Below are 25634 nucleotides of genomic sequence, written 5' to 3'. Positions count from 1 at the left end.
TGAACGCGGCAGGTCGCGGTGTCCCGTTCCCGGGCGACCGCGGCCTGCCGCATCCAGCGAATGGTCAGTCGCCGGTGACCCCGTCGATGCGTTCGCGGATCAGGTCGGCGTGGCCGTTGTGCCGGGCGTACTCCTCGATCATGTGCACGTACACCCAGCGGACGTTCATCTCGTCGGCGCTGCCCTCGCGGCGGCGACGCAGGAAGGTGTCGTCCAGCGAGAGGCCGGCGGCAGCGGCGCGGGCGGCCCCGACCTCCGCGGCGAAGGTGGCGAAGTCCGCCTCCGGGTCGGCGTCGGCGACGTCGTCCAGGTCACCGTCCGGGCTGGCCTCGGTGCAGTAGAGGTCGTCGAGCTGCTGGCCGGCGGCCCGGATCCGGAACCACCAGCGTTCCACCTCGGCCATGTGGCGGACCAGGCCGAGCAGGGTCAGCCCCGACGGCTCCACGCTGGGGGTCTTCAACTGCTCGGCGGTGAGGCCGGCGCACTTCATCAGCAGGGTCTGCCGGTGGTAGTCGAGCCAGCCTTCCAGCATGGTCCGCTCGTCGGCGACGTACGGTTCGGTGGTCCGGGTGATCTCCGGCGCTCTCCAGGTCATGCCGGCCATCCTGGTCGCCGGGTCCGACAGCCGCGACGGAATATCAGGGCACCACGACGACCGGCCAGCGGCCGGTGCGGACCAGCCGGGTGGCGACCGAGCCGACCAGGCGGTGCCCGGCCTGCTCGGACGACCCGACCACGACCAGGTCCGCGCGGGTCTCGTCGGCCGCCTTGCGGAGTTCGGCGTACGCGTCCCCGCGCCGGCAGAGAAAGGTGACCGGCAGGCCCAGCTCGTCGGCCCCGCGCCGGAACTGCTCCCGCAGCTCGGCGGCGAGCTCGTCGTGGGTCTGCTGCACCGCCCCCGCGACCACCCCGGAGATCAGTCCGGTGTAGGCGGCGGGGGAGCTGACGAAGACCACCACCAGGCCGGAGCCCTGCCGGCGGGCCAGCCCCGCCGCGTACGCGGCGGCACGCAGCGAGGTCCGGGTGCCGTCGACGCCGACCAGGACCACCCGGGGCCCGTCCGTGCCGCGTTCGAACGGCAGCGGACGGGCCTCCGGGCCGTACTCCTCGCGATCGATCGGGGTGCTCATCGGTCAGTCCCGGACGCCCGTCGCTACCACCGCGGCACCCGCGCCACCGGCCACGGTCGACTCCCGGTCGACCTCCGCGGCGACCTCGTCACGGTTGTGGCGGCGCAGCGGGATCTCCTTGATGAAGCAGACCGCGATCAGCGCGATCAGCCCGAACGGGGCGGCGGCGAGGAAGATGTCGCCGGCGCCGTGGCCGTACGCGCTCTCCACCACGGTGCGGATCGGGGCGGGCAGGGTGTGCACGTTCGGCAGGGTGCCGCCGCTGCCCGAGCCGCTGGCCGGGATGCCGAGGCCGGCCAGCCCGTCGGCGATGTAGTCCTTGACCTTGTGGCCGAGGATCGCGCCGAGCGCGCTGACGCCGATCGCGCCGCCGAGGCTGCGGAAGAAGGCGACCACCGAGCTGGCCGCGCCCAGCTCGTGCGCGCCGACGGTGTTCTGCACGGCGAGGACGAGGTTCTGCATGGTCATGCCCAGCCCGACGCCGATCAGGGCCATGTAGATGCTGAGCTGCCAGTACGGGGTGTCATAGCGGAGCGTGCCCATCAGCGCGAAGCCGACGGTGAGCAGGGCCGAGCCGGCGACGAGGTAGCGCTTCCAGCGGCCGGTGTTGGTGATGATCCGGCCGACGACCGTGGAGGAGACCAGCAGGCCGAGGATCATCGGCAGGGTCATCAGGCCGGACATGGTCGGGCTCTCGCCGCGGCTGATCTGGAAGTACTGGCCGAGGAAGACCGAGGCGCCGAACATGCCCACGCCGACCGCGATGCTGGCCACCACGGCGAGGGTGACGGTGCGGTTGCGGAACAGCCGCGGCGGGATCATGGGCTCACTGGCCCGGTTCTCCACCCGGACCGCGATCACGCCGAGCAGCAGCGCGGCGGCCACCATGACCGCGGACTGCCAGGAGATCCGGTCGTACTTGTCGCCGGCGAGGGTGACCCAGATCAGCAGCAGCGAGACCGCGGCGGTGATCAGCGTCGCGCCCCACCAGTCGATCTTCGCCTCCCGCTTGACCACCGGCAGGTGCAGGGTCTTCTGGAGCACGATCAGGGCGAGGATCGCGAACGGCACGCCGACGTAGAAGCACCAGCGCCAGCCGAGCCAGTCGGTGTCGACGATGACGCCGCCGATCAGCGGGCCGCCGATGGTGCCGACGGCCAGCACCGCGCCGAGGTAGCCGCTGTACCGGCCCCGCTCGCGCGGCGCGATCATCGTCGCCATGATCACCTGGGCGAGCGCGGTCAGACCGCCGGCGCCGACGCCCTGGAGCACCCGGCAGGCGATGAGCTGCCCGGTGGACTGGGCGAGGCCGGCCAGCACCGAGCCCAGCACGAAGACCGTCAGGGCGAGCTGGACCAGGAGCTTCTTGCTGGTCAGGTCGGCGAGCTTGCCCCAGATGGGGGTGGTCGCGGTGGTTGCCAGCAGCGTCGAGGTGACCACCCAGGTGTACGCGGACTGGCCGCCGTGCAGCTCGGTGATGATCCGCGGCAGCGCGTTCGAGACGACCGTGGAGGAGAGGATCGCGACGAACATGCCCAGCAGCAGGCCGGAGAGTGCCTCCAGGATCTGCCGGTGGGTCATGTCCACGGCGGTCGCCCGGCTGGGCGCTGTCGCCTGGGTCATCGTGGGGGGCCTCCGGTGGAAGTCGGGGAAAAGGGTTGCTCCAGGCAACCGTACGGGTTGGTTGCCTCAAGCAACAACCTGACGTGGCGCAGGTCTTATTCCCGCCGGAACGGTTCAGAAGCTGTCGTTGAACCGGTGCAGCAGCCGGGCGAACTCTTCGATGTCCCGCCTCGGCCAGTTCTCCATCGTGCGCCGCATCTGCCCCAGCCGGGCCGCCCGGGCCGCGTCGAACCGGCGCGTGCCCTCCTCGGTGAGGCCGATCTGGGCGGCCCGCCGGTCGTCCGGGTCCGGGTCGCGACGCACCAGGCCGAGCCCCTCCAGGCCCTGGATCTGCCGGCTGAGCGTCCCCTTGCCGATGCCGAGCCGGCCGGCCAGGTCGGTCAGCCGGGTCGAGCCGGAGCGGCGCAGCCAGAGCAGCAGGCCGTACGCGTTGGGCTCCAGGTTGGGATGCACCTCCCGGGCGATCTCCCAGGACAGGGCTCGCCCGCGGCGCAGCAGGGCGGCCAGCTCGTCCTCCACCGCGCGCACGGTCTCCGGCAGGTGCTCGTCCACGGCGTGCAGCGTACTCAGGCGGCGTCGGTGAGCGGGCGCTGCGCCACGGTACGGAGCTGACCGTCGCTGGTGGTGCCCTCGATCAGAACCTCCGCCGACCGGCCGCGGTGGGTCAGCGTGGCCACCGCGTTGCCGAAGTACGGCCCGGCCAGCTTGTTCCACCGCACGCTCGGGCGGCGGACCCCGGCCGAGCGGGCCAGGGCACGGGCGGCGGTCGCCGGGCCGGGCGACCAGCCCAGCGTCATCAGCGGGCGCATCGCGCCCGGCACCTGGTTGTGGATGGGGGAGCAGGTGAGCTGGTGCACCGGGGTGCGGACGGCCGGGTCGGGGAACCGGGCCCGGGCCACGTACGAGTGGTGCACGTCACCGGAGAGCACGCTGATGGATGCCGGTGGCGCGTACGCCGGCCCGGCGCCGACCCGGTCGCCCGGGTGTCCCGGCGTGCCGCTGCCGAGCCGGGCGAAGAGCTCGCCGAGGGCCTCGAAGGAGCGGCGGAACGACGCCCAGTGCTCCAGGTCGAGGGCCCGCCGGACCTGTTCGGAGACCCGGGCCACCCAGGGCCGGCGGGAGTCGGCCAGCCGCTCGTTCCAGGCTTCCACGTGATGGATGCCCGGCGGCAGCAGCCAGGGCAGCGAGGCGCCGACCACCAGGTGGTCGTAGACGCCGTGCGCCCGGTCGAGGAACCAGGACCACTCGCCCGGCGGCAGCATCGCCCGGTTGCCCGACTCGAGCACCCGGCTGGACCGGTTGTCCAGCATCACCAGGCGGGTGCGGCCCAGGTCGAGCGCGTAGCTCCACTGGTACTGCACGGCGCGCCAGCGTTCGGTGTCGTGGGCGACGTCGGCCTCGGTGTCGACCCGCTCGCCGAACTCGCGCAGCACGCTCGTGGCGTCCTCGGCAGCGGTCACCTTGGCGAAGAGCGGGTCGACGGCGATCTCGTCCGGGGCGAGGTTGCCCAGGTGCTGGTAGACCCAGTACGAGGCGAGCCCGCTGCGGATCCGCTCGGCCCACCACGGCTGCTCGCGCATGTCCGCCCGCCAGGAGGCCGAGGTGTTCCAGTCGTCGATGACCTCGTGGTCGTCGAAGATCATCACGCTCGGCACGGTGGAGAGCAGCCAGCGGATCTCCGGATCGCGCCAGGACTCCAGGTAAAGCTTGGTGTACTCGTCGAAACTGACCACCTGGGTCGCCGGGGCGTCCTTCGGCCGCCGCCGGCGCCGCTTGAGCAGCCGCCGCACGGTCGGCGAGGTGACGTCGGCGTAGACCTGGTCGCCGAGCAGCACCAGCAGGTCCGGCCCCGCGGCCGGGTCCGGGTCGGCGATCAGCCGCCGGGCGTACGCGTCGAGCGCGTCCGGGGGCAGCTTGCGGGCCGTGGCGTGCTGGGTGGTCTCCCGGCACGAGCCGAAGATCAGGGTCACCGGCTGGTCCCGGTCGTCGCTGGCCCGGGTCCGGATGACACTCGCCGGGAAGCCGCTCTCCGGCACCGGCCAGGCGACCTCGCCGTCGATCAGCACCTCGTACGTGGTCGCGCTGTCCGGAGTGAGCCCCGCCACCACGACGATCGCGTAGTGGTGGTCGTACGCGGAGAAGGTCGGCGCGGTCCCGGAGGCGCCGTCGGCCGTGCGGACGGTGACCACGGCGGGCCCACTGGTCTCGACCCAGACGGTGGCCCGCGTGCCCACGACCCGCCGCAGCAACGGACCGATGAGCAGGCGCGCGCTGGGCATGGTCGACCTCCGAGGTGAGCGGACTTCATGTTTACTACCCGGCCGGCGGTCGCACCACAGCTGGCTGGCGTCGAGCCTACCGCCGGCGGGGTGCGGTCGATGAGACGGCGCTGGCGGCATCTGACAGGATTTCGGCATGACGGAATACCTCCTCATCGCACTCGCCCTGCTCGGCGTGCTGATCCTCGGTGCCCTCGGGCTGGTGGTGCCGCGGCTGCGCCGGCGTCCCGAACCGCCGCTGCCGGAGACGGAGGTCGACACCCGGGCCGAGGAGGACCTGGCCGGTCCGCCGGTCGAAGCGGCGGAGTCCGACCTCTCCACCGGCATCCTGGTCGAGCCGCCACCGGTGATCGAGGCGCCCGCGCCCGCCATCGAGGTCCCCGAGCCCACCGCCGGCCGGCTGGTCCGGCTGCGCTCCCGGCTGTCCCGCTCGCAGAACGTCTTCGGCAAGGGCCTGCTCGGCCTGCTCAGCCGGGACCACCTGGACGAGGACACCTGGGAGGAGATCGAGGACAGCCTGATCACCGCCGACGTCGGCATCGACGCCACCCGGGAGATCGTCGACCGGCTGCGCGAACGCACTCGGGTGCTGGGCACCCGCTCGGCCTCCGAGCTGCGCGCGCTGCTGGCCGCCGAGCTGGTCAACGCGCTCGACCCGTCGCTGGACCGGTCGCTCAAGACCGCCCCCAAGGACGGCCTGCCGGCGGTGCTGCTGGTGGTCGGGGTCAACGGGGCCGGCAAGACCACCACCTGCGGCAAGATCGCCCGGGTGCTGGTCGCCGACGGCCGGAGCGTGGTGCTCGGCGCGGCCGACACCTTCCGGGCCGCCGCGGCCGACCAGCTGGAGACCTGGGGCGGCCGGGTCGGGGCCGAGACGGTCCGCGGCCCGGAGGCCGCCGACCCGGCCAGCGTCGCCTTCGACGCGGTCAAGCGCGGCATCGACACCGGCGTGGACACCGTGCTGATCGACACCGCCGGCCGGCTGCAGAACAAGGTCGGCCTGATGGACGAGCTCGGCAAGGTCAAGCGGGTGGTGGAGAAGCATGGGCCGATCGACGAGACGATCCTGATCCTCGACGCCACCACCGGCCAGAACGGCCTGGAGCAGGCCCGGGTCTTCACCGAGGTGGTCAACGTGACCGGGGTGGTGCTGACCAAGCTCGACGGGACGGCCAAGGGCGGCATCGTGATCGCCGTGCAGCGCAAGCTCGGCATCCCGGTCAAGCTGGTCGGCCTCGGCGAGGGCCCGGACGACCTGGCCCCGTTCGACCCGGCGCAGTTCGTCGACGCGCTGCTCGGGATCGAGCCGCTCGCCCGGGACGCGTAACCTCGAGTGACGACTGACGATCGCGCCTACGCGGGGTGGCGCGACCCCAGCCACCCGTCGCCGCGCCTCGGGAGACCGTACGTGACTTCGCAGGAGATCCCGCTGCACGGCGGGAACGTGAGCACCGTGGTCCGGGTGGGCGACACGGTCCGGCGCAACGCCGGGCCCTGGACGCCCTCCGTGCACGCCCTGCTGCGCCACCTGGAGTACGTCGGGTTCACCGGCGCGCCCCGGGCGCTCGGCATGGACGAGCGCAACCGCGAGGTCCTGTCGTACCTGGAGGGGGAGTGTGGGGAGTACCCGCTCGCCCCGCACTGGGTCACCGACGAGGCGCTGGTGACCGTGGCCACCATGCTGCGGATGTTCCACGACGCCCAGTACGGCTTCACCCCGCCGCCGGGGGCGGTCTGGCGCTCGTTCGGCCCGCCCCCGCCGGACACCGAGGTGATCTGCCACCACGACGCCGCCCCGCACAACGTGATCTGGCGGCCCGACGGCACCCTGGGCCTGATCGACTTCGACCTCGCGTCGCCCGGCGCCCGGATCTACGACGTGGCGTACGCGGCCTGGACCTGGGTGCCGATCTTCGCCGACCGGGACTCGATCACCCTCGGCTGGAAGCACCCCGACCGGCCGCGCCGGCTGCGCCTGTTCGCCGACGCGTACGGGCTGATCCCGCGGGACCGGCACCGGCTGATCCGGACCATCCGCAAGCGGATCGTCGACCACGTCGAGGGCATCCGTCGGATGGCCGCGGCCGGGGAGCCGGCGTTCGTCCGGATCGTGCACAAGGGGCACCTCCGCCGCCCGATGCGCGACCTGCGGCTGCTCGACTACGAGCGGCACGCCCTGGAGAACGCCCTGCGCTGATCGGCCGTGCCGGGCGGGGTGGTCGCGCGGCCATCGACGTCCGCCGTACGGCCGATCCACCGCCGTCCATCCCGGTGGTTGTGCGGGTTTCTTCACACGTCTGAAACACACCGTCACGGACCGGAAATCGGCCGGGGTCGTTGAGTGAAACAGCCGGCGACGAAGCTTCCGCGCAACCGGCTGACGGGCGATGCTGCCAGGTCTCAGCCGGAGGGAGGACTTCCACACCGAGAGGAGGCAGCGTGGAGATCAACACCGGCAACACCGCCTGGTTGCTCTTGTCGTCTGCGCTCGTGCTGCTCATGACGCCCGGTCTGGCCCTGTTCTACGGCGGCCTCAACCGGTCCAAGGGCGTACTCAACATGATGATGATGAGCTTCTCCGCGATCGGGCTCATCTCCGTACTTTGGGTCATCTACGGCTTCACCCTGGCGTTCGGCACCAACGACAGCACCGGGGCCAACAACCTGATCGGCAGCTTCACCCAGTACTTCGGGACGCAGACGAACTTCATCGGCGAGGAGTGGCTCTTCCTCGGCGCGGGGACCGGCATCCCCACGTACGTCTTCATGGTCTTCCAGATGATGTTCGCCATCATCACGGTCGCCCTGATCTCCGGCGCGGTCTCCGACCGGCTGAAGTTCTCCGGCTGGCTGCTCTTCGCCTTCGCCTGGTTCACCCTGGTCTACGTGCCGGTGGCGCACTGGGTCTGGGGCGGCGGCTTCATCGGCTCCAAGATCAAGGCGCTGGACTTCGCCGGTGGCACCGCGGTCCACATCAACGCCGGCGCCGCCGGCCTCGGCCTGGTGCTGATCCTCGGCAAGCGGATCGGCTGGCCGAAGGAGAGCTTCAAGCCGCACAACGTCCCGCTGGTCGCCCTCGGCGCCGGCCTGCTCTGGTTCGGCTGGTTCGGCTTCAACGCCGGCTCCGAGCTCACCGTCGACGGCACCACCGCGGTGGCCTTCGTCAACACCCAGGTGGCCACCGCCGCCGGTGTGCTCGGCTGGGTCATCGTGGAGTGGGTACGCAGCAAGAAGCCCACCCTGGTGGGCGCCTCCTCCGGCGCCATCGCCGGTCTGGTCGCCATCACCCCCGCCTGCGGCTTCATCGCCCCGCTCCCGGCGGTGCTGCTCGGCCTCGTCGCCGGCGCGGTCTGTGCGGTCGCGGTCGGCCTGAAGTACCGGCTCGGCTTCGACGACTCGCTCGACGTGGTCGGCGTGCACTTCGTCGCCGGCTGGATCGGCTCGCTCTCCATCGGCCTGTTCGCCACCCTCCAGGTCAACTCGGCCATCGAGGGCCTGGGCGCCAGCGAGGGCCTCTTCTACGGCGGCGGGGTGACCCAGCTCGGCCGGCAGGCGCTGGCCAGCGGCATCGTCTCGGTCTACTCGTTCGGCGTGGCGGCGCTGATCGCCCTGGTGATCAAGAAGGTGATCGGGCTGCGTTCCGACGCCGAGGACGAGGTCGCCGGCATCGACGTCGCCGAGCACGCGGAGAGCGCGTACGACCTCTCGCCCACCACGGGCAGCAGCGCGGGCGGCGCGTTCGCCATGGCCGGGATCGGCGCCACCAAGCCGGCCCCGGAGTCCGCCGAGCCGGCGGAGGAGCCCGCCGAGCCGGTCAGCGAAAAGGTCGCCGGTTAACGTTCCTGGGATGGAGGGGTTGGACATGAAGCTGGTGACCGCGGTCATCAAGCCGTACCAGCTGGACGCGGTGAAGGAGGCCCTGCACGCCCTCGGCGTGGCCGGCCTGACCGTCAGCGAGGTCCAGGGGTACGGCCGGCAGAAAGGGCACACCGAGGTCTACCGGGGTGCCGAGTACACGGTCGAGTTCCTGCCCAAGATCCGGGTCGAGGTGCTCACCGACGAGATGGACGTCGACAAGATCGTGGACGCGATCGTGGCGGCGGCCCGGACCGGCAAGATCGGCGACGGCAAGGTCTGGGTGACCGGCGTCGAGGAGGTCGTCCGCGTCCGCACCGGCGAACGCGGCCTGGACGCCCTGTAGGGAGCCACCCCCGATGACCTCGTTGATCAAGAAGGATGCGTCAGGACACCCCGGCGACGGCGACGCGGAGCTCTTGATCAACGAGGTCGTCGGCGTTCCCGGCGGGATCGGGGAGGGGGCGCGGGCGGCGCGGGCCGACGCGTTCGACTCGTGGCTGGGCTCGCTGCTGCCCCGGCAGGACGGCATCGCGCTCATCGCGGTGGGCGGGTTGGGGCGGCGACAGTGCGCGCCGTACGGGGACCTCGACCTGGTGCTGCTGCACGCTGGGGTGCCCGGCACGGACGAGCTGGCCGCCAAGCTCTGGTATCCGATCTGGGACGCCGGGCTGCGGCTCGACCACTCCGTGCGGACCGTCGCCGAGGCGCTCTCGGTGGCCCAGGACGACGTCAAGGTGGCCCTCGGCCTGCTCGACGCCCGCTACGTCGCCGGCGGCCGGGCGCTCGCCGACCAGCTCATCCGCACCGCCACCGACCACTGGCGGCGCACCGCCGTCCGCCAGCTCCCCGGCCTGAAGGAGATCACCACCGCCCGCTGGGCCACCCACGGCGAACTCGCCTTCCTGCTCGAGGGCGACCTGAAGGAGGCCGCCGGCGGGCTTCGCGACGTCGGCATCCTGCGGGCCATCGCCACCGCCGGGATCACCGACGCGCTGCGCCCGGCCGTCCGCGCCGCCCACCTGCGCCTGCTGGACACCCGCGACGCCCTGCACCTGCAGGTCGGCCGCCGGGTCGACCGGCTCGTCGCGCAGGAACGCGACGGCGTCGCCAAGCTGCTCAGTCTGGACGACGGCGACGCCCTGCTGCGCCGGGTCGCCGGGGACGCCCGCACCGTCAGCCACGCCCTCGACGACGCCTGGCGGGCCGCCGACCGGCTCCGCTCCGGCCGCCGCCGGGGCGCCGACGGCCGCCCGGTCCGCCGCCCCGTGGCCCGGGACGTGGTCGAGCACGACGGCGAGCTGGTGCTCGCCCGTACCGCCATCGGGGCCCGCCCCGACCCGAGCCTGTCGCTGCGGGTCGCCGCCGCCGCGGCCACCACCCGCCTGCCCATCGCCCGGGCCACCTGCGAGTGGCTGGCCGCGTACTGCCCGCCGCTGCCCGCGCCCTGGCCGCCCGCCGCCCTGGCCGCGCTGATCACCCTGCTCGGCGCCGGTCCCGGCCTGGTGCCCGCCTGGGAGACCTGCGACCGGTACGGCCTGATCGACGGCTGGCTGCCCGAGTGGACCCGGCTGCGCAGCCTGCCCCAGCACAACCCGGTGCACCGGTTCACCCTGGACCGGCACCTGGTGCAGACCGCGTACGAGGCGAGCCGGCACTCCCGCGAGGTGGACCGCCCCGACCTGCTGCTGCTCGGCGCCTTCCTGCACGACATCGGCAAGGGACTCCCTGGCGACCACAGCACCGTGGGCGCGCCGGTCGCGGAGTCCGTCGCCGCCCGGATCGGGCTGCCCGAGCACGAGGTGGCGCTGATCGGCAACCTGGTCCGGCTGCATCTGCTCCTGCCCGACGTGGCCACCCGCCGGGACCTCGCCGACCCGAAGACCATCGCCGACGTGGCGGAGAAGGTCCGCGACACCACCACCCTGGACCTGCTGCACGCCCTGGTCCGCGCCGACGCCGCCGCCACCGGGCCGGCGGCCTGGTCGGACTGGAAGGGGCGGCTCGTCGCCGAGCTGGTCGCCCGGGTGCGTACCGCGCTGGACACCGGCGTGCTGCCCGCGCCCCCGGCACCCGACCCGGCGCTGGTGGCGGGGCCGCTGCCGGTCGTACACCTGACCGAGGACCGGGTGGCGGTGGCCGCGGCGGACCGGCGCGGCCTGCTCGCGACGGTCGCCGGCTGCCTGGCCCTGCACCGGCTGGAGGTGCTCTCCGCGGACGCCTCCACGGTCGACGGCCGGGCCCTGGTCGAGTGCCGGGTGCAACCCCGCTACGGGCTCGCGCCCGACCCGATCGCGCTCAGCGCCGACCTGCGCCGGGCGGTCACCGGCGACGTCTCGGTCACCCAGCGGCTGCGCGGCCGGGCCCTCGCCGCACGCGGCGCGGGCGCGGCCCCCCGGGTGGTCTGGCACCGGGAGGCGGCGACCGACGCGGTGCTGCTCGAACTGCGGGCGGCCGACGCGGCGGGACTGCTCTACCGGGTGGCCTGCGCCCTCGACGAGGCCGGCGCCCAGGTCCGGGCGGCCCGCATCTCCACCCTCGGCGCAGACGTGGTGGACGCGTTCTACCTGGTCGGCGGCTGGCCCGACGACGCCGAGCGGGCCCGGCTGGAGGCCGCCGTCCTGGCCGCCGTCTGAGCCGCGGGCCACTCTTGGGCCTACGTCCGGAGGCGTAGCCGAGGTGCCGCCCACGAGGCGACGTTTTCCGTCGCGCCGGCCGGCACGCTCGGGGGCATGAACCTGCCAGTGCAGACCGAAGGGCTCACGAAACGGTACGGCGGCCTGACCGCCGTGCGAGATCTCGACCTGACCGTCCGATCCGGCGAGGTGTACGGCTTCCTCGGCCCGAACGGCGCCGGCAAGACCACGACCCTGCGGATGCTGCTCGGGCTGGTCCGCCCCACCGCCGGCACGGTCCGGCTGCTCGGCCGGGCCCCCGGCGCCGGCCGGCTCACCGGGGTCGGCGCGCTGATCGAGGGGCCGGCCTTCTACCCGTACCTGTCCGGCCGGGACAACCTGCGGGTGCTCGCCCGCTACGCCGGGGTCGGCGCCGACCGGGTGGCGCTGGTGCTCGACCTGGTCGACCTGACCGAGCGGGCCGGCGACCGGTACGCCGGCTACTCGTTGGGCATGAAGCAGCGCCTCGGGGTGGCCGCCGCCCTGCTCAAGGACCCGCGCCTGCTGATCCTGGACGAACCGACCAACGGCCTCGACCCGGCCGGCATGGCGGACATGCGCACGCTGATCCGCCGGCTCGGCGCGGGCGGCTGCACGGTGCTGGTCTCCAGCCACCTGCTGGGCGAGGTCGAGCAGGTCTGCGACCGGGTCGGCGTGATCTCCCGGGGTCGGCTGATCGCCGAGGGCAGCGTCGCCGAGTTGCGCGGCGCGGCCGGGCTGCGGGTGCTGGCCGACCCGCTGGACGAGGCCGCCGCGCGGGCCCGGGCGCTGGTCGGCGCGGAGCGCGTGCGGGTGGTGGACGGCGGGTTGGAGCTGTCGGTCGAGCCGGACCGGGCGGCGTGGCTCAACGCGGAGCTGGTCGGCGCCGGGGTGGCGGTCCGCGAGCTGCGGCGCCGGGAACGGGATCTGGAGCAGGTCTTCTTCGACCTCATCGAGAAGGGAACGGCCGATGTCGCGTAGCTTCCGGGCCGAGGCGGTCAAGCTGGTCCGCCGGCCGGCGTCCTGGCTGCTGCTGGCCATCACGCTGGTGCTCGCCCTGGTCTTCACCTACGTCTTCCCGTACGCGAGCATCGCCGGCGGGACCACCGGCCCGAACACCGACCGGACGCTGCCGATGCTGCTGCCCGACCGGCTGGTGGGGAATTCGCTGGGCGGGCTGCCGGTCTTCCTCGGCGCGATCGTGCTGATCCTCGGCGTGCTCGCGGTGGGCGGGGAGTACGGCTGGGGCACCTGGAAGACGGTGCTCTCCCAGGGGCCGTCCCGGCTGGAGGTGTACGCCGGCAAGCTGCTCGCCCTGGCGGCTGCCGCCCTGGTTGTGGTGCTCTCCGTCTTCGCCGTCGGGGCGGTGGCGAGCGCGCTGATCGCGGTCGCCGAGTCGCAGCCGGTGCGCTGGCCGTCGGCCGGCGACCTGGTGACCGGGATCGGGGCGGGGTGGCTCATCGCGACGATGTGGGCCATGCTCGGTGCCGTGCTCGCCGTGGCGTTGCGGGCGGTGGCGCTGCCCGTCGGGCTGGGGCTGGTGTGGATGCTCGCGGTGCAGAACCTGCTCGCCGCGATCGCGGCGCCCCTGCTTGACTGGGTGGCCCAGGCGCAGAAGGGGCTGCCCGGGCCGAACGCCGGGTCGCTGGCGGCGGCGCTCGGCGCGGCCGGCGACACGCCGGGGGTCGCGGCGACGGTCGGCGGCGGACAGGCGGCGCTGGTGGTGGCCGGCTATCTGGTCGCCTTCGCGGCGGTGGGCGGGGCGCTGCTGCGCCGACGGGACATCGGCTAGAGCGGTGGGGACCGGGAGGGACGGCGTGGACCGGAACCGGACCGGGTGGCGCGACGACATCTTCGACGTCCTCGTGGCCCTGGCGCTGGTCGCGTTCGGGCTGATCGGCACCGGGCCGGCCGGCGCCAACGAGGGGATCCCCACCGGTCGGGCGACGTATCCGGTGGTGGTGGTGGCGGCGTTGGCCCTGGCGGTCCGGCGGCGGTGGCCGCTGGCGACGCTGGCGGTCGGCACCGCGGCCGTCACGGCGTACCTGGTGCTCGGCTACCCGTACGGGCCGATCCTGCTGTCGTTCTTCGTCGCGGTCTACACGGTCGCCGCGTGCCTGCCGTTACGCACCGCGGCGGTGGCCTGCGGGGTGGCCCTGGTCGCGCTGCTGGTGCACGTCTTCGTGGGCGTCCGGTCGCCCGGCCTGCTGGGCCTGATGCCCGCCGCCGCCTGGGTGGTGGTGCCGTTCGCGGTGGGGACGACGGTGCGGCTGGGTCGGGAGAGCGCGGCCCGCGGCCGGGTGGACGAGGCCCGCCGGCTGGCCGACGCCGAACGGCTGCGGGTCGCCCGGGAGGTGCACGACGTGGTCGGGCACGGCCTCGCCGCCATCCACATGCAGGCGGAGATCGCCCTGCACCTGCTGGCAAAGCGGCCGGAGCAGGCCGAGGCGGCGCTGACCGCGATCAGCCGCACCAGCAAGGAGGCTCTGGACGAGCTGCGGGTCACGCTCACCGTGGTCCGGCGGGACGAGGCCGCCGACGAACGGGCGCCCGCCCCGGGGCTGGCCCAGCTCCCGCAGCTGCGCGAGCGGCTGGCCGGTGCCGGGGTGCCGGTCACCGTCGAGGTCGACGGGGCGCCGCGCCCGCTCCCCGTCGCCGTGGACCTGGCCGCGTACCGGGTGGTGCAGGAGTCGTTGACCAACGTGCTCCGCCACGCCGGGCCCGCCACCGCCGCCGTCCGGCTCCGGTACGCCCCCGGCGAGGTCGCGGTGGAGGTCACCGACACCGGGCGCGGGCCGCTGCCCGGGGCCGGGAGGCCGCCGGGTCCCGGGTACGGTCTGGCCGGCATGCGGGAGCGGGTGACCGCGCTGGGCGGGTCGTTCACCGCCGGCCCCGGCCCCGGCGGCGGCTTTCGGGTGTACGCGACACTGCCGGTGGAGGAGACCTCGTGATCACCGTGTTGCTCGCCGACGACCAGGGCCTGGTCCGGATCGGGCTGCGCGCCCTGGTGGAGAGCGAGGACGACCTCGCGGTGGTGGGTGAGGCGGCGGACGGGCTGAGCGTCGTCGAGCTGGCCCGGCGGGAGCGCCCGGACGTGGTGCTGATGGACGTCCGGATGCCGGGGATCGACGGCATCGAGGCGACCCGGCGGATTGTCGCCGACCCCGAGCTTGCCGGCACCCGGGTGATCGTGCTGACCACCTTCGAGCTGGACGAATACGTCTTCGACGCGCTCCGCCACGGGGCGAGCGGCTTCCTCACCAAGGACACCCGCCCGGCCGAGCTGCTGCGGGCGATCCGACTGGTCGCCGAGGGGGAGGCGCTGCTGTCGCCGTCGGTGACCCGGCGGGTGGTCCGCGAGTTCGCCACCCGACCGGCCCGGGTGCCCCGCCCCCACCCCCGGCTCGGCACGCTCACCGACCGGGAGCGGGAGGTGGTGGGGCTGGTCGGCGAGGGGCTGAGCAACGTCGAGATCGCCGAGCGGCTGGTGGTCAGTCCGGCCACCGCGCGGACCCACGTCAGCCGGGCGATGGTGAAGCTGGGTGCCCGGGACCGGGCCCAACTGGTGGTCTTCGCGTACCAGTCGGGGCTGGTTCAGGCGTGATCGTCTGGTTGAACGGTGCCTTCGGGGCGGGCAGGACGACCGTCTCCGCCGAGCTGTGCCCGGCGCTGACCGAGCTGGGCGGGCTTGTCGCGCGCCCGGGCCTGCGGCCCTGACCACCGCGGGTCCTGGGATGGTGACCGGCGTGGCCCGGCCGGTGGGAAGCAGTGGCGAGGTGGGACCGTTACCCTTGCGGGTGGCCGGCCTTGTGCGCGCCGGCTGAGTTGTACCCGCCGGAACACTGACAAACGGGATGTTCGTGTGTTTGACACCTTGAGTGACCGCCTGTCCGGGATCTTCACCAAGCTCCGCGGCAAGGGTCGGCTCACCGATGCCGACATCGACGCCACCGCGCGCGAGATCCGCATGGCGCTGCTGGAGGCCGACGTCGCCCTGCCGGTGGTCAAGGGCTTCATCGCGAACGTCAAGGAGCGCGCGCGGGGGGCCGAGGTCTCCCAGGCCCTCAACCCGGCGCAGATGATCATCAAGATCGTCAACGAGGAGCTGATCAACGTCCTCGGCGGCGAGGGGCGGCGGCTCCAGTTCGCCAAGCACCCGCCGACGGTGATCATGCTGGCCGGCCTCCAGGGTTCCGGCAAGACCACCCTCGCCGGCAAGCTGGCCCGCTGGCTCAAGGCCCAGGGCCACCAGCCGCTGCTGGTCGCCGCCGACCTCCAGCGCCCCAACGCCGTCGGGCAGCTCCAGGTGCTCGGTGGCCGCGCCGGCGTCGAGGTGTACGCCCCGGAGCCCGGCAACGGCGTCGGCGACCCGGTGCAGGTGGCCCGCGCCTCGATCGAGCACGCCAAGCGGGCCGCCCGGGACATCGTCATCGTCGACACCGCCGGCCGCCTCGGTATCGACGCCGAGATGATGCAGCAGGCCGCGGACATCCGGGACGTCGTCCAGCCGGACGAGGTCATCTTCGTCATCGACGCGATGGTCGGTCAGGACGCGGTGCGGACCGCCGAGGCCTTCCGCGACGGCGTCGGCATCACCGGTGTCGTCCTCTCCAAGCTCGACGGCGACGCGCGCGGCGGCGCCGCGCTGTCGGTCCGGGAGGTCACCGGGCAGCCGATCCTCTTCGCCTCCACCGGCGAGAAGCTGGAGGACTTCGACGTCTTCCACCCCGACCGGATGGCCAGCCGGATCCTCGGCATGGGCGACGTCCTCACTCTGATCGAGCAGGCCGAGCAGGCCTTCGACGCCGATCAGAAGGAGAAGATGACCGCCAAGCTGATGGGCGGCGAGCAGTTCACCCTGGAGGACTTCCTCGACCAGCTCATCGCGGTCCGCCGGATGGGCCCGATCGCCAACGTGCTGGCCATGATGCCCGGCATGGGACAGATGAAGGACCAGCTCGCCGACCTGGACGACAAGCACTTCGACCGGGTCACCGCGATCATCCGGTCGATGACCCCGGGCGAGCGCACCAACCCGAAGATCATCAACGGCTCCCGCCGGGCCCGCATCGCCAGCGGCTCCGGGGTCGCCGTGATGGACGTCAACCAGCTGCTCAACCGCTTCGCCGACGCGCAGAAGATGATGAAGCAGATGGGCGGCATGATGGGCCTCCCCGGCGGCGGCCGGCGCAAGGCGACCAAGTCGCCGAAGAACAAGCGCAAGGGCACCAAGGGTGGCAACCGGCCGCGCAGCGGCGCGGGCGCCGGACTGCCGGGCGGCTTTCCGGGCGGCATGCCGCAGCTCCCGCCGGGGCTGGACCCGGGCGACCTGGCCGGCGGCCAGGGCCTGCCCCCGGGCTTCAAGCTCCCGAAGATCGACTTCAACAAGCTCGGCAAGGGCGACGACCGCCCCCGCTGACCGCACGTCGCCGACGTCTGACGGCCCCGTCACCTCTCATGGTGGCGGGGCCGCCGTCGTCGGCCGGCCTGCTGCCGCGGCACGGGCGGTGATCGGGTAGGACTGTGCACATGGCTTTGCATGTGCGCGGTGTGCTGCTGCCGGACGACGAGGTCCGGGACATCTGGCTGGACGGCGACCGGGTCACCTTCGATCCGGTGCCGGGGGCGGAGACGGTGGTCGACGGCGGCTTCGTGCTGCCGGGGTTGACCGACGCGCACTGCCACATCGGCATCGCCCAGGGCGGCGCCCCGATCTCCTCCCTGGACCAGGCCCGGGAGCTGGCCCGCACCGACCGGGACGCCGGGGTGCTGGCCATCCGCGACGCCGGCTCGCCGTACCCGTACCCGGAACTCGACGACGAGCCGGAGCTGCCGCGGCTCGCGCGCGCCGGCCGGCACGTCGCCCCGCCGAAGCGCTACCTGCGGGACATCGGCGTGGAGGTCGGCGCGGCCGAGGTGGCCGCCACGGTGGCCGCGCAGGCGGCCGCCGGCAACGGCTGGGTCAAGCTGGTCGGGGACTGGATCGACCGGGGGGTCGGCGACCTCGCGCCGGCCTGGGACGCCGACACCATGACCGCCGCCGTCGCGGCCGCACACGCCGCCGGGGTACGCGCCGCGGTGCACACCTTCTCCGAATCGGCCGTGGAGATCATGGTGCGGGCCGGGGTGGACTCGGTGGAGCACGGCACCGGTCTCAGCCTCGACCTGATCGACCTGATGGCCCGGCAGGGCACCGCCCTGGTCCCCACGATGATCAACATTGCCACCTTCGGCGGCATCGCCGACCAGGCGCGCGCCAGGTTCCCCGGGTACGCCGACCACATGATCGCCCTGCGCGACCGCTTCCCCGAGGTGGTCCGGGCCGCGTATGAGGCGGGTGTGCCGATCTACGTCGGCACCGACGCCGGTGGCGGGATCAACCACGGGCTGGCCGCCGAGGAGATGATGCTGCTGCACGAGCGGGCCGGCATGTCGACCCTGGACGTGCTCGCCGCCGCCTCCTGGGGCGCCCGCGCGTGGCTCGGCTTCCCCGGCCTGGTCGAGGGTGGCCTAGCCGACCTGGTCGTCTACCCGGAGGACCCGCGCCGCGACCTCCGCGTCGTCCGCGCCCCGTCCCGCATCGTCCTCCGCGGCCGCGTCATCCGCTGACCCCGCCTCGGGTCAGGCGGTGGTGGCGGTGAGGAAGAGGTGGAGGGCGAGGTCGGCGAGGGCGGCCACGGTCTGCTCGGGCGGGGCCCAACGGGCGGCCGGACGGCTCAGCTCACGACGAGGCGGTACTGCGCCTCCACCCAGAAGCCGCCGCCGTCGCTGCCGCCGAAGGTCAGCTCGTGCGCGCCGGGGGCCAGCGGCGGGAGGCTGGCCCAGAGCCCCCAGACGGTCACCGGCGTCGGGCGGGGCGTCGAGGTCACCCCGTTGCCGAGGGCGCCGCGCACCTCGAACGGCGTCGTCGTGCCGATCGTGGCCAGCGGCAGCGGCACCCCGTCCAGCTGGGCGTGCCCGGTCGCCCGGGACACCACCGGCACCTCGCCCGCCCGGGCCGGGAACTGCCACATGTTGAACGCCGGGAAGAACAGCGGCCGGCCGGCGGGCACCGCGCAGCGCCGGGTCACCGAGCCGCCGTAGGTGCCGGCCAGCAACCACACGTCGTCGGGCTGGTGGTGCCCGGCGTGTTCGCCGGTCGTGTCGCGGACCGGGTTCTTCGTCGGCCCGTGCGCCGCCACCCAGCGCACCCAGCGGGCAGCCAGCCCCTCCGGAGAGGTCGGCGGATACGGCAGCGGGGCCGGCCCGGAGGAGCGGCCGAAGAGGGAACGCAGCGGGGACATGGCCGCAGATGCTAATCAGCGTCCGGCCGGTCCCGCTGTCCCGCGGCACTGCGTCGACCGGGGTGCTCCGGCCGGCGCAGCCCGCGCCGCGCGGCACGGGCGCGCCCGATCGCTGCGGCCCGGAGGGCGGCGCATAGGATGTGCGGTCATGGCACGCGTGCTCACTCCCCGTGCGGAGGACTTTCCCCGCTGGTACCAGGACCTGATCGCCAAGGCGAAGCTGGCCGACAACGGCCCGGTCCGGGGGACCATGGTCATCCGACCGGCCGGCTACGCCATCTGGGAGCGGATGCAGGCCGAGATGGACGCCCGGATCAAGGCGGCCGGCGCGGAGAACGCGTACTTCCCGCTCTTCATCCCGGAGAGCTACCTCAAGCGGGAGGCCCAGCACGTCGAGGGCTTCTCGCCGGAGCTGGCCGTGGTCACCCACGGTGGTGGCAAGCAGCTCGCCGAGCCGGTCGTGGTCCGCCCCACCAGCGAGACGGTCATCGGCGAGTTCATGGCCAAGTGGATCGACTCGTACCGGGACCTGCCGCTGCTGCTCAACCAGTGGGCCAACGTGGTCCGCTGGGAGCTGCGCCCGCGGATCTTCCTGCGCACCAGCGAGTTCCTCTGGCAGGAGGGGCACACCGCGCACGCCACCCGCGAGGACGCGCGGGCCTACGCCCGGCGGATCCTGCACGAGGCGTACGAGGACCTGATGGTCAACGTGCTCGGCATCCCGGTGGTGGTGGGCCTGAAGACCGCCCGGGAGCGGTTCGCCGGCGCGACCGCCACCTACACCTGCGAAGGCATGATGGGCGACGGCAAGGCGCTCCAGCTCGGCACCAGCCACGAGCTGGGGCAGAACTTCGCCAAGGCCTTCGACATCAGCTACTCCTCGGCCGAGGGCGGACGGGAGCACGCCTGGACGACCTCCTGGGGCACCTCGACCCGGATGCTCGGCGGGCTGATCATGGCGCACGGCGACGACAACGGCCTGCGGGTGCCGCCGAAGCTGGCGCCCGTCCAGGCGTACGTGATGATCGTCAAGGACGGCGAGGGCGTCGCCGAGGCGGCGGCCAAGCTCCGCGACGGCCTGCGCGACGCCGGCGTCCGGGTCGCGCTCGACGACCGCACCGACACCGCGTTCGGCCGCCGGGCCGTCGACGCCGAGCTGCGCGGCTATCCGGTACGCGTCGAGGTCGGCCCCCGCGACCTGGCCGCCGGCAACGCGGTCGTGGTCCGGCGTACGGACGGCTCGAAGTCCCCGACGCCGGTGGCCGACGTGGTCGGCGCGGTCCTCGCCGCGCTGGAGGCCGACCAGCGGGCGCTGCACGACCAGGCCCTGGCCCACCGTCAGTCCCGCACCGTCGAGGTGTCGACGCTGGCCGAGGCGATCGAGGCGGCCGCCACCGGCTGGGCCAAGGTGCCGTGGTCGGCGGTCGGCGTCCCGGGCGAGGCCGAGGCGAACGGCCAGGGCGTCACCGTCCGGTGCCTGCTGCGCGCCGACGGGACGGTGCCGGACTCGGAGGACGAGCCCGACCTGGTCGCCGTCCTCGCCCGCGCCTACTGAGGTGCGGCCCGGCGGTCCGGTCACCCGGTTCGCCCCGGGTCGGCTGATCATGCACCGGAACGTCCGGCACGGCCGGATCGGTTGGGTCCGGGCGGCGCGGGTGGTCCTCGACGACGACCGGGGCCTGCTGCTCTGGGTCGCCCGGCACTCGCCGGTGGCGCACGAGGTCACCGAGGCGGGACTGGGCATGCGGGCGATGCCGTTCGCCGAGTGGATCACGTCGTCCCACCGGCTGGCGCGGGGTCGGTGGAACGGGCCGCCGGTGCTGAAGTTCCTGCCCACCGGGGCGTCCCACTCGGTCTGGTGGTTCCGGGACGCCCGGGGCCGGCACAGCAACTGGTACGTCAACCTGGAGGAACCGGGCGTCCGCTGGGACGACGGCCCGGTGGCCGGCGTGGACATGGTCGACCAGGACCTGGACGTGGTGGTCCGGCCGGACCACAGCTGGGAGTGGAAGGACGAGGAGGAGTTCCTCGAACGCCTCGCCTTCCCCGACGACTACTGGGTGGCCGACGAGAAGGCGGTCCGGGCCGAGGGGGAGCGGGTGATCGCCCTCGCCGAGGCCGGCGCGTTTCCGTTCGACGGCACCTGGTGCGACTTCACCCCGCCGGTGGAATGGGACGTACCGGACGAACTGCCCCCTGGCTGGGATCGTCCGCCGGTCCGCTGACGGTGTCGTCCGTCACTCGGCTACCGCCTCGGGTGACCTGTCCGGGTCCGGTGTGAGAGATCGGCGCCGGATCTGGCAGAATGGTTCGCTGGTATCCGGCGCGCGTCCGGCGCCCTCTAACCCGGGCGCGTCGCCAGTCCACCGAGCAGTCTCCGGCCCAAACCCCACTGTGCCGGTCGGCGCTCACCCGTGCACCGCCCGTACCGGGCCGGTGAAATCGCAACAGGAGCGAAACAACTGTGGCCGTAAAGATCCGGCTCCTGCGGATGGGCAAGATCCGCAACCCGCAGTACCGCATCGTCGTCGCCGACTCGCGCACCAAGCGTGACGGTCGCGCGATCGAGTTCGTGGGCGTGTACCAGCCGAAGGAGGACCCTTCGGTGATCGAGGTCAAGTCGGAGCGGGTCCAGTACTGGCTGTCGGTCGGCGCGCAGCCGAGCGAGGCCGTGCAGCGCCTGCTGGAGCTGACCGGTGACTGGCAGAAGTTCAAGGGCCTGCCGGCCCCGCCGCCGCTGAAGGTCGCCCCGGAGCGGGCCGACCGCAAGGCGGCGTACGAGGCCGAGGCGAAGGCCGCCGCCGGCCTGGCTCCGGAGACCCCGGCCAAGCCGGCCAAGAAGGCCGCCAAGGCCGCGGCTCCGGCCGAGGCCGAGGCGCCGAAGACCGAGGCTCCGGCCGAGGCCCCGGCTGCTGCTGCCGACGCCGGTGAGCAGGCCTGACATGCCGCTGCGTCCCGCGCTGGAGCACCTGGTCAAGGGCATCGTGGACCACCCGGACGACGTGCGCGTCCGGATGGTCGATTCCCGTCGGGGCAAGCGGCTCGAGGTCCGCGTGCACCCCGAGGACCTCGGCACGGTGATCGGGCGGTCCGGCCGGACCGCCAAAGCGCTGCGCCAGGTGATCGGCTCCATCGGTGGGCGCGGGGTACGCGTCGACATCGTCGACTCGTACTGATGCTTCTCGTCATTGGCAGGATCGGCAAGCCGCACGGGATCCGCGGTGAGGTCACCGTGGAGGTGCGGACCGATGAGCCCGAAGCACGGTTCACCCCCGGCTCGGTGCTACGCACCGAACCGGGGGTGAGACCCCCGGCTGAGTCTTCCCGCGGTCGCGGCGTGCTACGCACCGAACCGGGAGTGACACCCCCGGCCAACCCGGCGTCTGGTCCCGGGGTGCCGTTCCGGGTGCCGGCCGAGCTGACCATCGAGTCGGCGCGCTGGCACCAGGGCCGGCTGCTGGTCGCCTTCGAGGGCGTGCCGGACCGGGACGTCGCCGAGGCGCTGCGCGGCACCCTGCTCACGGTGGACAGCGCCGACGTCGCGCCGCCGGAGGACCCGGAGGAGTTCCACGACCACCAGCTGGTCGGCCTCGCCGTGGTCACCCCGGCCGGCGAGCGGCTGGGCGAGGTGGCCGCGATCGACCACGCGCCCGCGTCCGACATGCTGGTGCTGCGCCGCCCCGAGGGGCGTACCGCGCTGATCCCGTTCGTCAAGGCGATCGTGCCCGAGGTGGACCTCGCCGGCGGTCGCGTCGTCGTCGACCCGCCGGCCGGTCTGCTCGATCTCTAGACCGCCGGAGCACCCCTGATGCGCGTCGACATCGTGTCGATCTTCCCGGAGTACTTCGCCCCGCTGGACCTGTCGCTGGTCGGCAAGGCCCGGGCGAACGGCACGCTCCGGCTGGCCGTACACGATCTGCGGACCTGGACCCACGACGTGCACCGCACGGTCGACGACACCCCCTACGGCGGCGGCCCCGGCATGGTGATGCGGCCGGAGCCGTGGGGTGAGGCGCTGGACGCCCTCGCCCCCGACGAGCTCAGCCCGGACGGCCACACCCTGCCCCGACTGCTGGTGCCCTCGCCGGCCGGCGTCCGGTTCACCCAGGCCATGGCGCACGAGTTGGCCGCCGAGTCGCACCTGCTCTTCGCCTGCGGCCGGTACGAGGGCATCGACCAACGGGTCCTCGACCAGGCGGCGACCCGGATGCGGGTGACCGAGGTCTCCCTCGGTGACTATGTGCTCTTCGGCGGCGAGGTCGCGGTGCTGGTGATCCTGGAGGCGGTCACCCGGCTGCTGCCCGGAGTGCTCGGCAACGCCGGGTCGCTGGACGAGGAGTCGCACGCCCACGGGCTGCTCGAGGCCCCGATGTACACCAAGCCGGCGACCTGGCGCGGGCACGAGGTGCCGGAGGTGCTCCGCTCCGGCGACCACGGACGGATCGCCCGCTGGCGGCGGGACGAGGCGCTGGCCCGGACGGCCGCGCGCCGCCCCGACATGATCGCCGCGCTGCCCCCGGAGAGCCTGGACAAGCGGGACCGGGCCGCGTTGGACCGGGGCGGATTTCCGCTGCCGCCGGGGGATGTGGCAAAGTAGAGGGGTTGCCGCATCTGTCCGCGCCCGCGGACGGCTGCGAGGATCCTCGACCGGGGTCGGCCCGCCGTCCACCACCCGGGGATCAGAATCACCCATCCGCGCACCGAGTGACGGTGCGCCGTGAGCCTCACGAGGACACAGCGATGAACATCCTGGACGCCCTTGACGCCCAGTCGAAGCGGGTCGACCTCCCCGACTTCCGTGCCGGTGACACCGTGAAGGTGCACGCGCGGGTCGTCGAGGGAAACCGGTCCCGGGTCCAGATCTTCCAGGGCGTCGTCATCCGCCGCCAGGGTGACGGTCTGCGCGAGACCTTCTCGGTCCGCAAGGTCAGCTTCGGTGTCGGTGTGGAGCGGACGTACCCGATCAACAGCCCGGCGATCGACCGGATCGAGGTCGTGACCCGCGGTGACGTGCGTCGGGCCAAGCTCTACTACCTGCGCGAGCTGCGCGGCAAGAAGGCCAAGATCAAGGAGCTGCGCGAGAAGCAGCCCAGCTGACCTACCGCTCGCCACGCCGCCTGACCTGCGCGGATGTCGCATCGACCGGATCCCATTACCCTGGTCGTACGGGCGCAGGAGGGCAGCGACGCCGCAGCGGTGTCCCGCGCGGCACAGCGATCCACTACCGCCCGTGGGGTCTCACGACGAGGCCCCCGGGCGGTAGTGTCGTTTCTGCGGACCGGAGAGTGGCATGGTGCAGATGCTTGACGAGGACGGCACCGTCGATCCCTGGCGCCGGCGGGCCCGGCGCACCAGGCGGCAGATGCCCCTCTGGCAGGAGCTGCCCCTGCTGCTGATCGTCGCGTTCTGCCTCGCCGTGCTGATCCGCACCTTCCTGCTCCAGGCGTTCTTCATCCCCTCCGGGTCGATGGAGAACACCCTCCTCATCGGCGACCGGGTGCTGGTCAACAAGGTCGTCTACGACGTCCGCGATCCGGCGCGCGGCGAGGTGGTGGTCTTCCGGGGCACCGACAAGTGGGTCGCCCAGGAAACCCCGGCGCCGCCGGCCGGCTTCGCCGGCAAGGTCGGCCGCACCCTCGGCGACCTGGTCGGGGTCAGCCGCCCCGGCGAGAAGGACTTCATCAAGCGGGTGATCGGGGTGCCCGGCGACAAGGTCTGGTGCTGCGACAAGGGCCGGGTCGTGGTCAACGGCGTGCCGCTGGACGAGCGGGGGTACGTCTCCGAGGATTCGCCCGCCGAGCTGCCGCCGAACCCGAAGGAGTGCCGGTCCCGGCAGTTCACCGAGGTCGTCGTGCCGGCCGGCCAGATCTTCGTGATGGGCGACCACCGGCTGGTCTCCCAGGACGCCCGCTGTCAGGGTCCGGTGCCCATCGACAACGTGGTGGGCCGGGCCTTCATGATCGTCTGGCCCTCCGAGCGGTGGACCTCGCTGCCCGTGCCGGACACCTTCGCCGGCCTGCCCCGGGCCGACGGCGTGCCGGCCGGGCCGACCCCCGTCGATCCCGATCCGGTGGGCGGTGTCGTGCTGATCCTCCCGGTCACCGCGGCCCTCTCCGTTCTCGCGCGTTCCGGGCGGCCCCCGCGTGCCCGGCGTCGTAGGCTCCTCCCGTGATTGACGAGCAGACCGAAAAGCCTCGCAGCTCCTTCTGGAAGGAGCTGCCCATCCTCCTGGGCGTGGCGATCCTGGTCGCAGTGCTGGTGCGTGCCTTCGTGCTGCAGACCTTCTTCATCCCCTCCCCGTCCATGGAGAACACTCTCAAGATCGACGATCGGGTGCTGGTCAACAAGCTGGTCTACGACTTCCGGTCGCCGCACCGGGGCGAGGTGATCGTCTTCAAGGCGCCCACCGAGTGGAGCGGCAACCCGGAGGGTGAGGACTTCATCAAGCGGGTGATCGGGGTCGCCGGCGACCACGTGGTCTGCTGCGACGTTCAGGACCGGTTGGTCATCAACGGCCGATCGCTGGAGGAACCGTACATCTACTCCGCCAACGGCCAGCAGGACAAGCCCGCCGACCAGGACTTCGACATCACCGTGCCGCAGGGGCGGCTCTGGGTGATGGGTGACCACCGTTCGGCCTCGGGCGACTCGCTGGAGCACTGGCAGCAGTCCGGCCAGGACATCACCGAGGCCACCATCCCCGAGGACCAGGTGGTCGGGCGGGCGTTCACCGTCTTCTGGCCGGTCGACCGGGCGACCTGGCTCACCGTCCCCAAGCAGTTCGACGGGATCCCCAATCCCTGACCCCGG

The 25634-nt window shown here is 73.1% G+C and carries 25 protein-coding genes and 1 pseudogene; 20 read left to right on the top strand and 6 right to left on the bottom strand.

Translation table 11 applies throughout. The annotated features are described in order from the left end of the window. Positions 1 to 64 precede the first annotated feature (64 nt). The 5 genes from GA0070613_RS01850 to GA0070613_RS01830 form a co-directional block, all read right to left on the bottom strand. Complete coding sequence (locus tag GA0070613_RS01850; RefSeq protein ID WP_089010685.1) at positions 65 to 595, bottom strand: DinB family protein; 531 nt, start codon at positions 593 to 595, stop codon at positions 65 to 67. 43 nt (positions 596 to 638) lie between these two features. After that, a complete protein-coding gene (locus tag GA0070613_RS01845; RefSeq protein ID WP_089010684.1) occupies positions 639 to 1130 on the bottom strand; it encodes a universal stress protein in 492 nt (163 codons plus the stop codon). 3 nt (positions 1131 to 1133) lie between these two features. Continuing rightward, positions 1134 to 2753, bottom strand: a complete 1620-nt coding sequence (locus GA0070613_RS01840; RefSeq protein ID WP_089010683.1) for an MDR family MFS transporter — start codon at positions 2751 to 2753, stop codon at positions 1134 to 1136. A 114-nt stretch (positions 2754 to 2867) separates the two neighbouring features. Continuing rightward, positions 2868 to 3305 carry a MarR family winged helix-turn-helix transcriptional regulator gene (locus tag GA0070613_RS01835; RefSeq protein WP_231929627.1) on the bottom strand — a complete coding sequence of 146 codons (438 nt, stop codon included), beginning with the start codon at positions 3303 to 3305 and terminating at the stop codon, positions 2868 to 2870. A 14-nt stretch (positions 3306 to 3319) separates the two neighbouring features. Beyond that, complete coding sequence (locus GA0070613_RS01830) at positions 3320 to 5032, bottom strand: alkaline phosphatase D family protein (RefSeq protein WP_089010682.1); 1713 nt, start codon at positions 5030 to 5032, stop codon at positions 3320 to 3322. Positions 5033 to 5168: 136 nt separating this feature from the next. Here GA0070613_RS01830 and ftsY point away from each other — a divergent pair, with 136 nt between their 5' ends. From ftsY to GA0070613_RS01775, 11 genes are all read left to right on the top strand, one after another. Then, positions 5169 to 6359, top strand: a complete 1191-nt coding sequence (gene ftsY, locus GA0070613_RS01825; protein ID WP_089010681.1) for a signal recognition particle-docking protein FtsY — start codon at positions 5169 to 5171, stop codon at positions 6357 to 6359. 6 nt (positions 6360 to 6365) lie between these two features. After that, positions 6366 to 7229, top strand: coding sequence for a phosphotransferase (locus GA0070613_RS01820; protein WP_172875738.1), 864 nt, complete (start codon positions 6366 to 6368; stop codon positions 7227 to 7229). Between the two features lie 242 nt (positions 7230 to 7471). Then, positions 7472 to 8869, top strand: coding sequence for an ammonium transporter (locus GA0070613_RS01815; RefSeq protein WP_089010679.1), 1398 nt, complete (start codon positions 7472 to 7474; stop codon positions 8867 to 8869). A 25-nt stretch (positions 8870 to 8894) separates the two neighbouring features. Then, positions 8895 to 9233 carry a P-II family nitrogen regulator gene (locus GA0070613_RS01810; RefSeq protein ID WP_170285500.1) on the top strand — a complete coding sequence of 113 codons (339 nt, stop codon included), beginning with the start codon at positions 8895 to 8897 and terminating at the stop codon, positions 9231 to 9233. 13 nt (positions 9234 to 9246) lie between these two features. Then, positions 9247 to 11523, top strand: coding sequence for a [protein-PII] uridylyltransferase (locus GA0070613_RS01805; protein ID WP_089010678.1), 2277 nt, complete (start codon positions 9247 to 9249; stop codon positions 11521 to 11523). 96 nt (positions 11524 to 11619) lie between these two features. Next, positions 11620 to 12522 (top strand): ABC transporter ATP-binding protein, encoded by a 903-nt coding sequence (locus tag GA0070613_RS01800; protein WP_089010677.1) that lies wholly within the window; start codon positions 11620 to 11622, stop codon positions 12520 to 12522. Next, positions 12512 to 13333, top strand: coding sequence for an ABC transporter permease subunit (locus GA0070613_RS01795; protein ID WP_089010676.1), 822 nt, complete (start codon positions 12512 to 12514; stop codon positions 13331 to 13333). Before GA0070613_RS01800 ends, GA0070613_RS01795 begins: the two co-directional genes overlap by 11 nt. A gap of 25 nt (positions 13334 to 13358) precedes the next feature. Next, positions 13359 to 14492, top strand: coding sequence for a sensor histidine kinase (locus GA0070613_RS01790; protein WP_089010675.1), 1134 nt, complete (start codon positions 13359 to 13361; stop codon positions 14490 to 14492). Beyond that, complete coding sequence (locus GA0070613_RS01785; RefSeq protein WP_089010674.1) at positions 14489 to 15145, top strand: response regulator transcription factor; 657 nt, start codon at positions 14489 to 14491, stop codon at positions 15143 to 15145. Before GA0070613_RS01790 ends, GA0070613_RS01785 begins: the two co-directional genes overlap by 4 nt. A 258-nt stretch (positions 15146 to 15403) precedes the next feature. Beyond that, the gene (gene ffh, locus GA0070613_RS01780; RefSeq protein ID WP_089010673.1) at positions 15404 to 16960 is read left to right on the top strand and encodes a signal recognition particle protein; all 1557 of its coding nucleotides are present in this window, start codon (positions 15404 to 15406) and stop codon (positions 16958 to 16960) included. 110 nt (positions 16961 to 17070) lie between these two features. Next, positions 17071 to 18150, top strand: a complete 1080-nt coding sequence (locus GA0070613_RS01775) for an amidohydrolase family protein (protein WP_089010672.1) — start codon at positions 17071 to 17073, stop codon at positions 18148 to 18150. Between the two features lie 107 nt (positions 18151 to 18257). Here GA0070613_RS01775 and GA0070613_RS01770 read toward each other — a convergent pair whose 3' ends face one another. After that, a complete protein-coding gene (locus GA0070613_RS01770) occupies positions 18258 to 18824 on the bottom strand; it encodes a hypothetical protein (RefSeq protein ID WP_089010671.1) in 567 nt (188 codons plus the stop codon). A gap of 148 nt (positions 18825 to 18972) precedes the next feature. Between GA0070613_RS01770 and proS the strand changes: the two genes are divergently transcribed. From proS to lepB (GA0070613_RS01725), 9 genes and pseudogenes are all read left to right on the top strand, one after another. After that, entirely contained in the window at positions 18973 to 20379 is a 1407-nt protein-coding gene (proS, locus tag GA0070613_RS01765; protein ID WP_089010670.1) for a proline--tRNA ligase, read from the top strand. 49 nt (positions 20380 to 20428) lie between these two features. Next, a complete protein-coding gene (locus GA0070613_RS01760; RefSeq protein ID WP_089015684.1) occupies positions 20429 to 21049 on the top strand; it encodes a DUF402 domain-containing protein in 621 nt (206 codons plus the stop codon). A gap of 239 nt (positions 21050 to 21288) precedes the next feature. Beyond that, entirely contained in the window at positions 21289 to 21765 is a 477-nt protein-coding gene (gene rpsP / locus GA0070613_RS01755) for a 30S ribosomal protein S16 (protein ID WP_089010669.1), read from the top strand. Further along, positions 21740 to 22000: an RNA-binding protein gene (locus tag GA0070613_RS01750; RefSeq protein ID WP_172862164.1), complete on the top strand. Its 261-nt coding sequence runs from the start codon at positions 21740 to 21742 to the stop codon at positions 21998 to 22000. The genes rpsP and GA0070613_RS01750 overlap by 26 nt, the downstream gene beginning before the upstream one ends. Further along, on the top strand, positions 22000 to 22614 hold the full coding sequence (gene rimM, locus GA0070613_RS01745) for a ribosome maturation factor RimM (protein ID WP_089010668.1): 615 nt from the start codon (positions 22000 to 22002) through the stop codon (positions 22612 to 22614). Before GA0070613_RS01750 ends, rimM begins: the two co-directional genes overlap by 1 nt. An 18-nt stretch (positions 22615 to 22632) precedes the next feature. Beyond that, positions 22633 to 23421, top strand: coding sequence for a tRNA (guanosine(37)-N1)-methyltransferase TrmD (trmD, locus tag GA0070613_RS01740; protein ID WP_089010667.1), 789 nt, complete (start codon positions 22633 to 22635; stop codon positions 23419 to 23421). A 143-nt stretch (positions 23422 to 23564) separates the two neighbouring features. Beyond that, positions 23565 to 23921, top strand: a complete 357-nt coding sequence (gene rplS, locus GA0070613_RS01735) for a 50S ribosomal protein L19 (protein WP_089010666.1) — start codon at positions 23565 to 23567, stop codon at positions 23919 to 23921. Positions 23922 to 24114: 193 nt separating this feature from the next. After that, a pseudogene (gene lepB / locus GA0070613_RS01730) lies at positions 24115 to 24983 on the top strand (signal peptidase I). A gap of 9 nt (positions 24984 to 24992) precedes the next feature. Then, complete coding sequence (gene lepB, locus GA0070613_RS01725; RefSeq protein ID WP_089010664.1) at positions 24993 to 25628, top strand: signal peptidase I; 636 nt, start codon at positions 24993 to 24995, stop codon at positions 25626 to 25628. Positions 25629 to 25634 lie beyond the last annotated feature (6 nt).

Source organism: Micromonospora inositola (assembly GCF_900090285.1).
GTDB classification, from domain to species: domain Bacteria; phylum Actinomycetota; class Actinomycetes; order Mycobacteriales; family Micromonosporaceae; genus Micromonospora; species Micromonospora inositola.
Note: the sequence above shows the minus strand (reverse complement) of the source record. Positions and strands in the feature narration are given on the sequence as shown.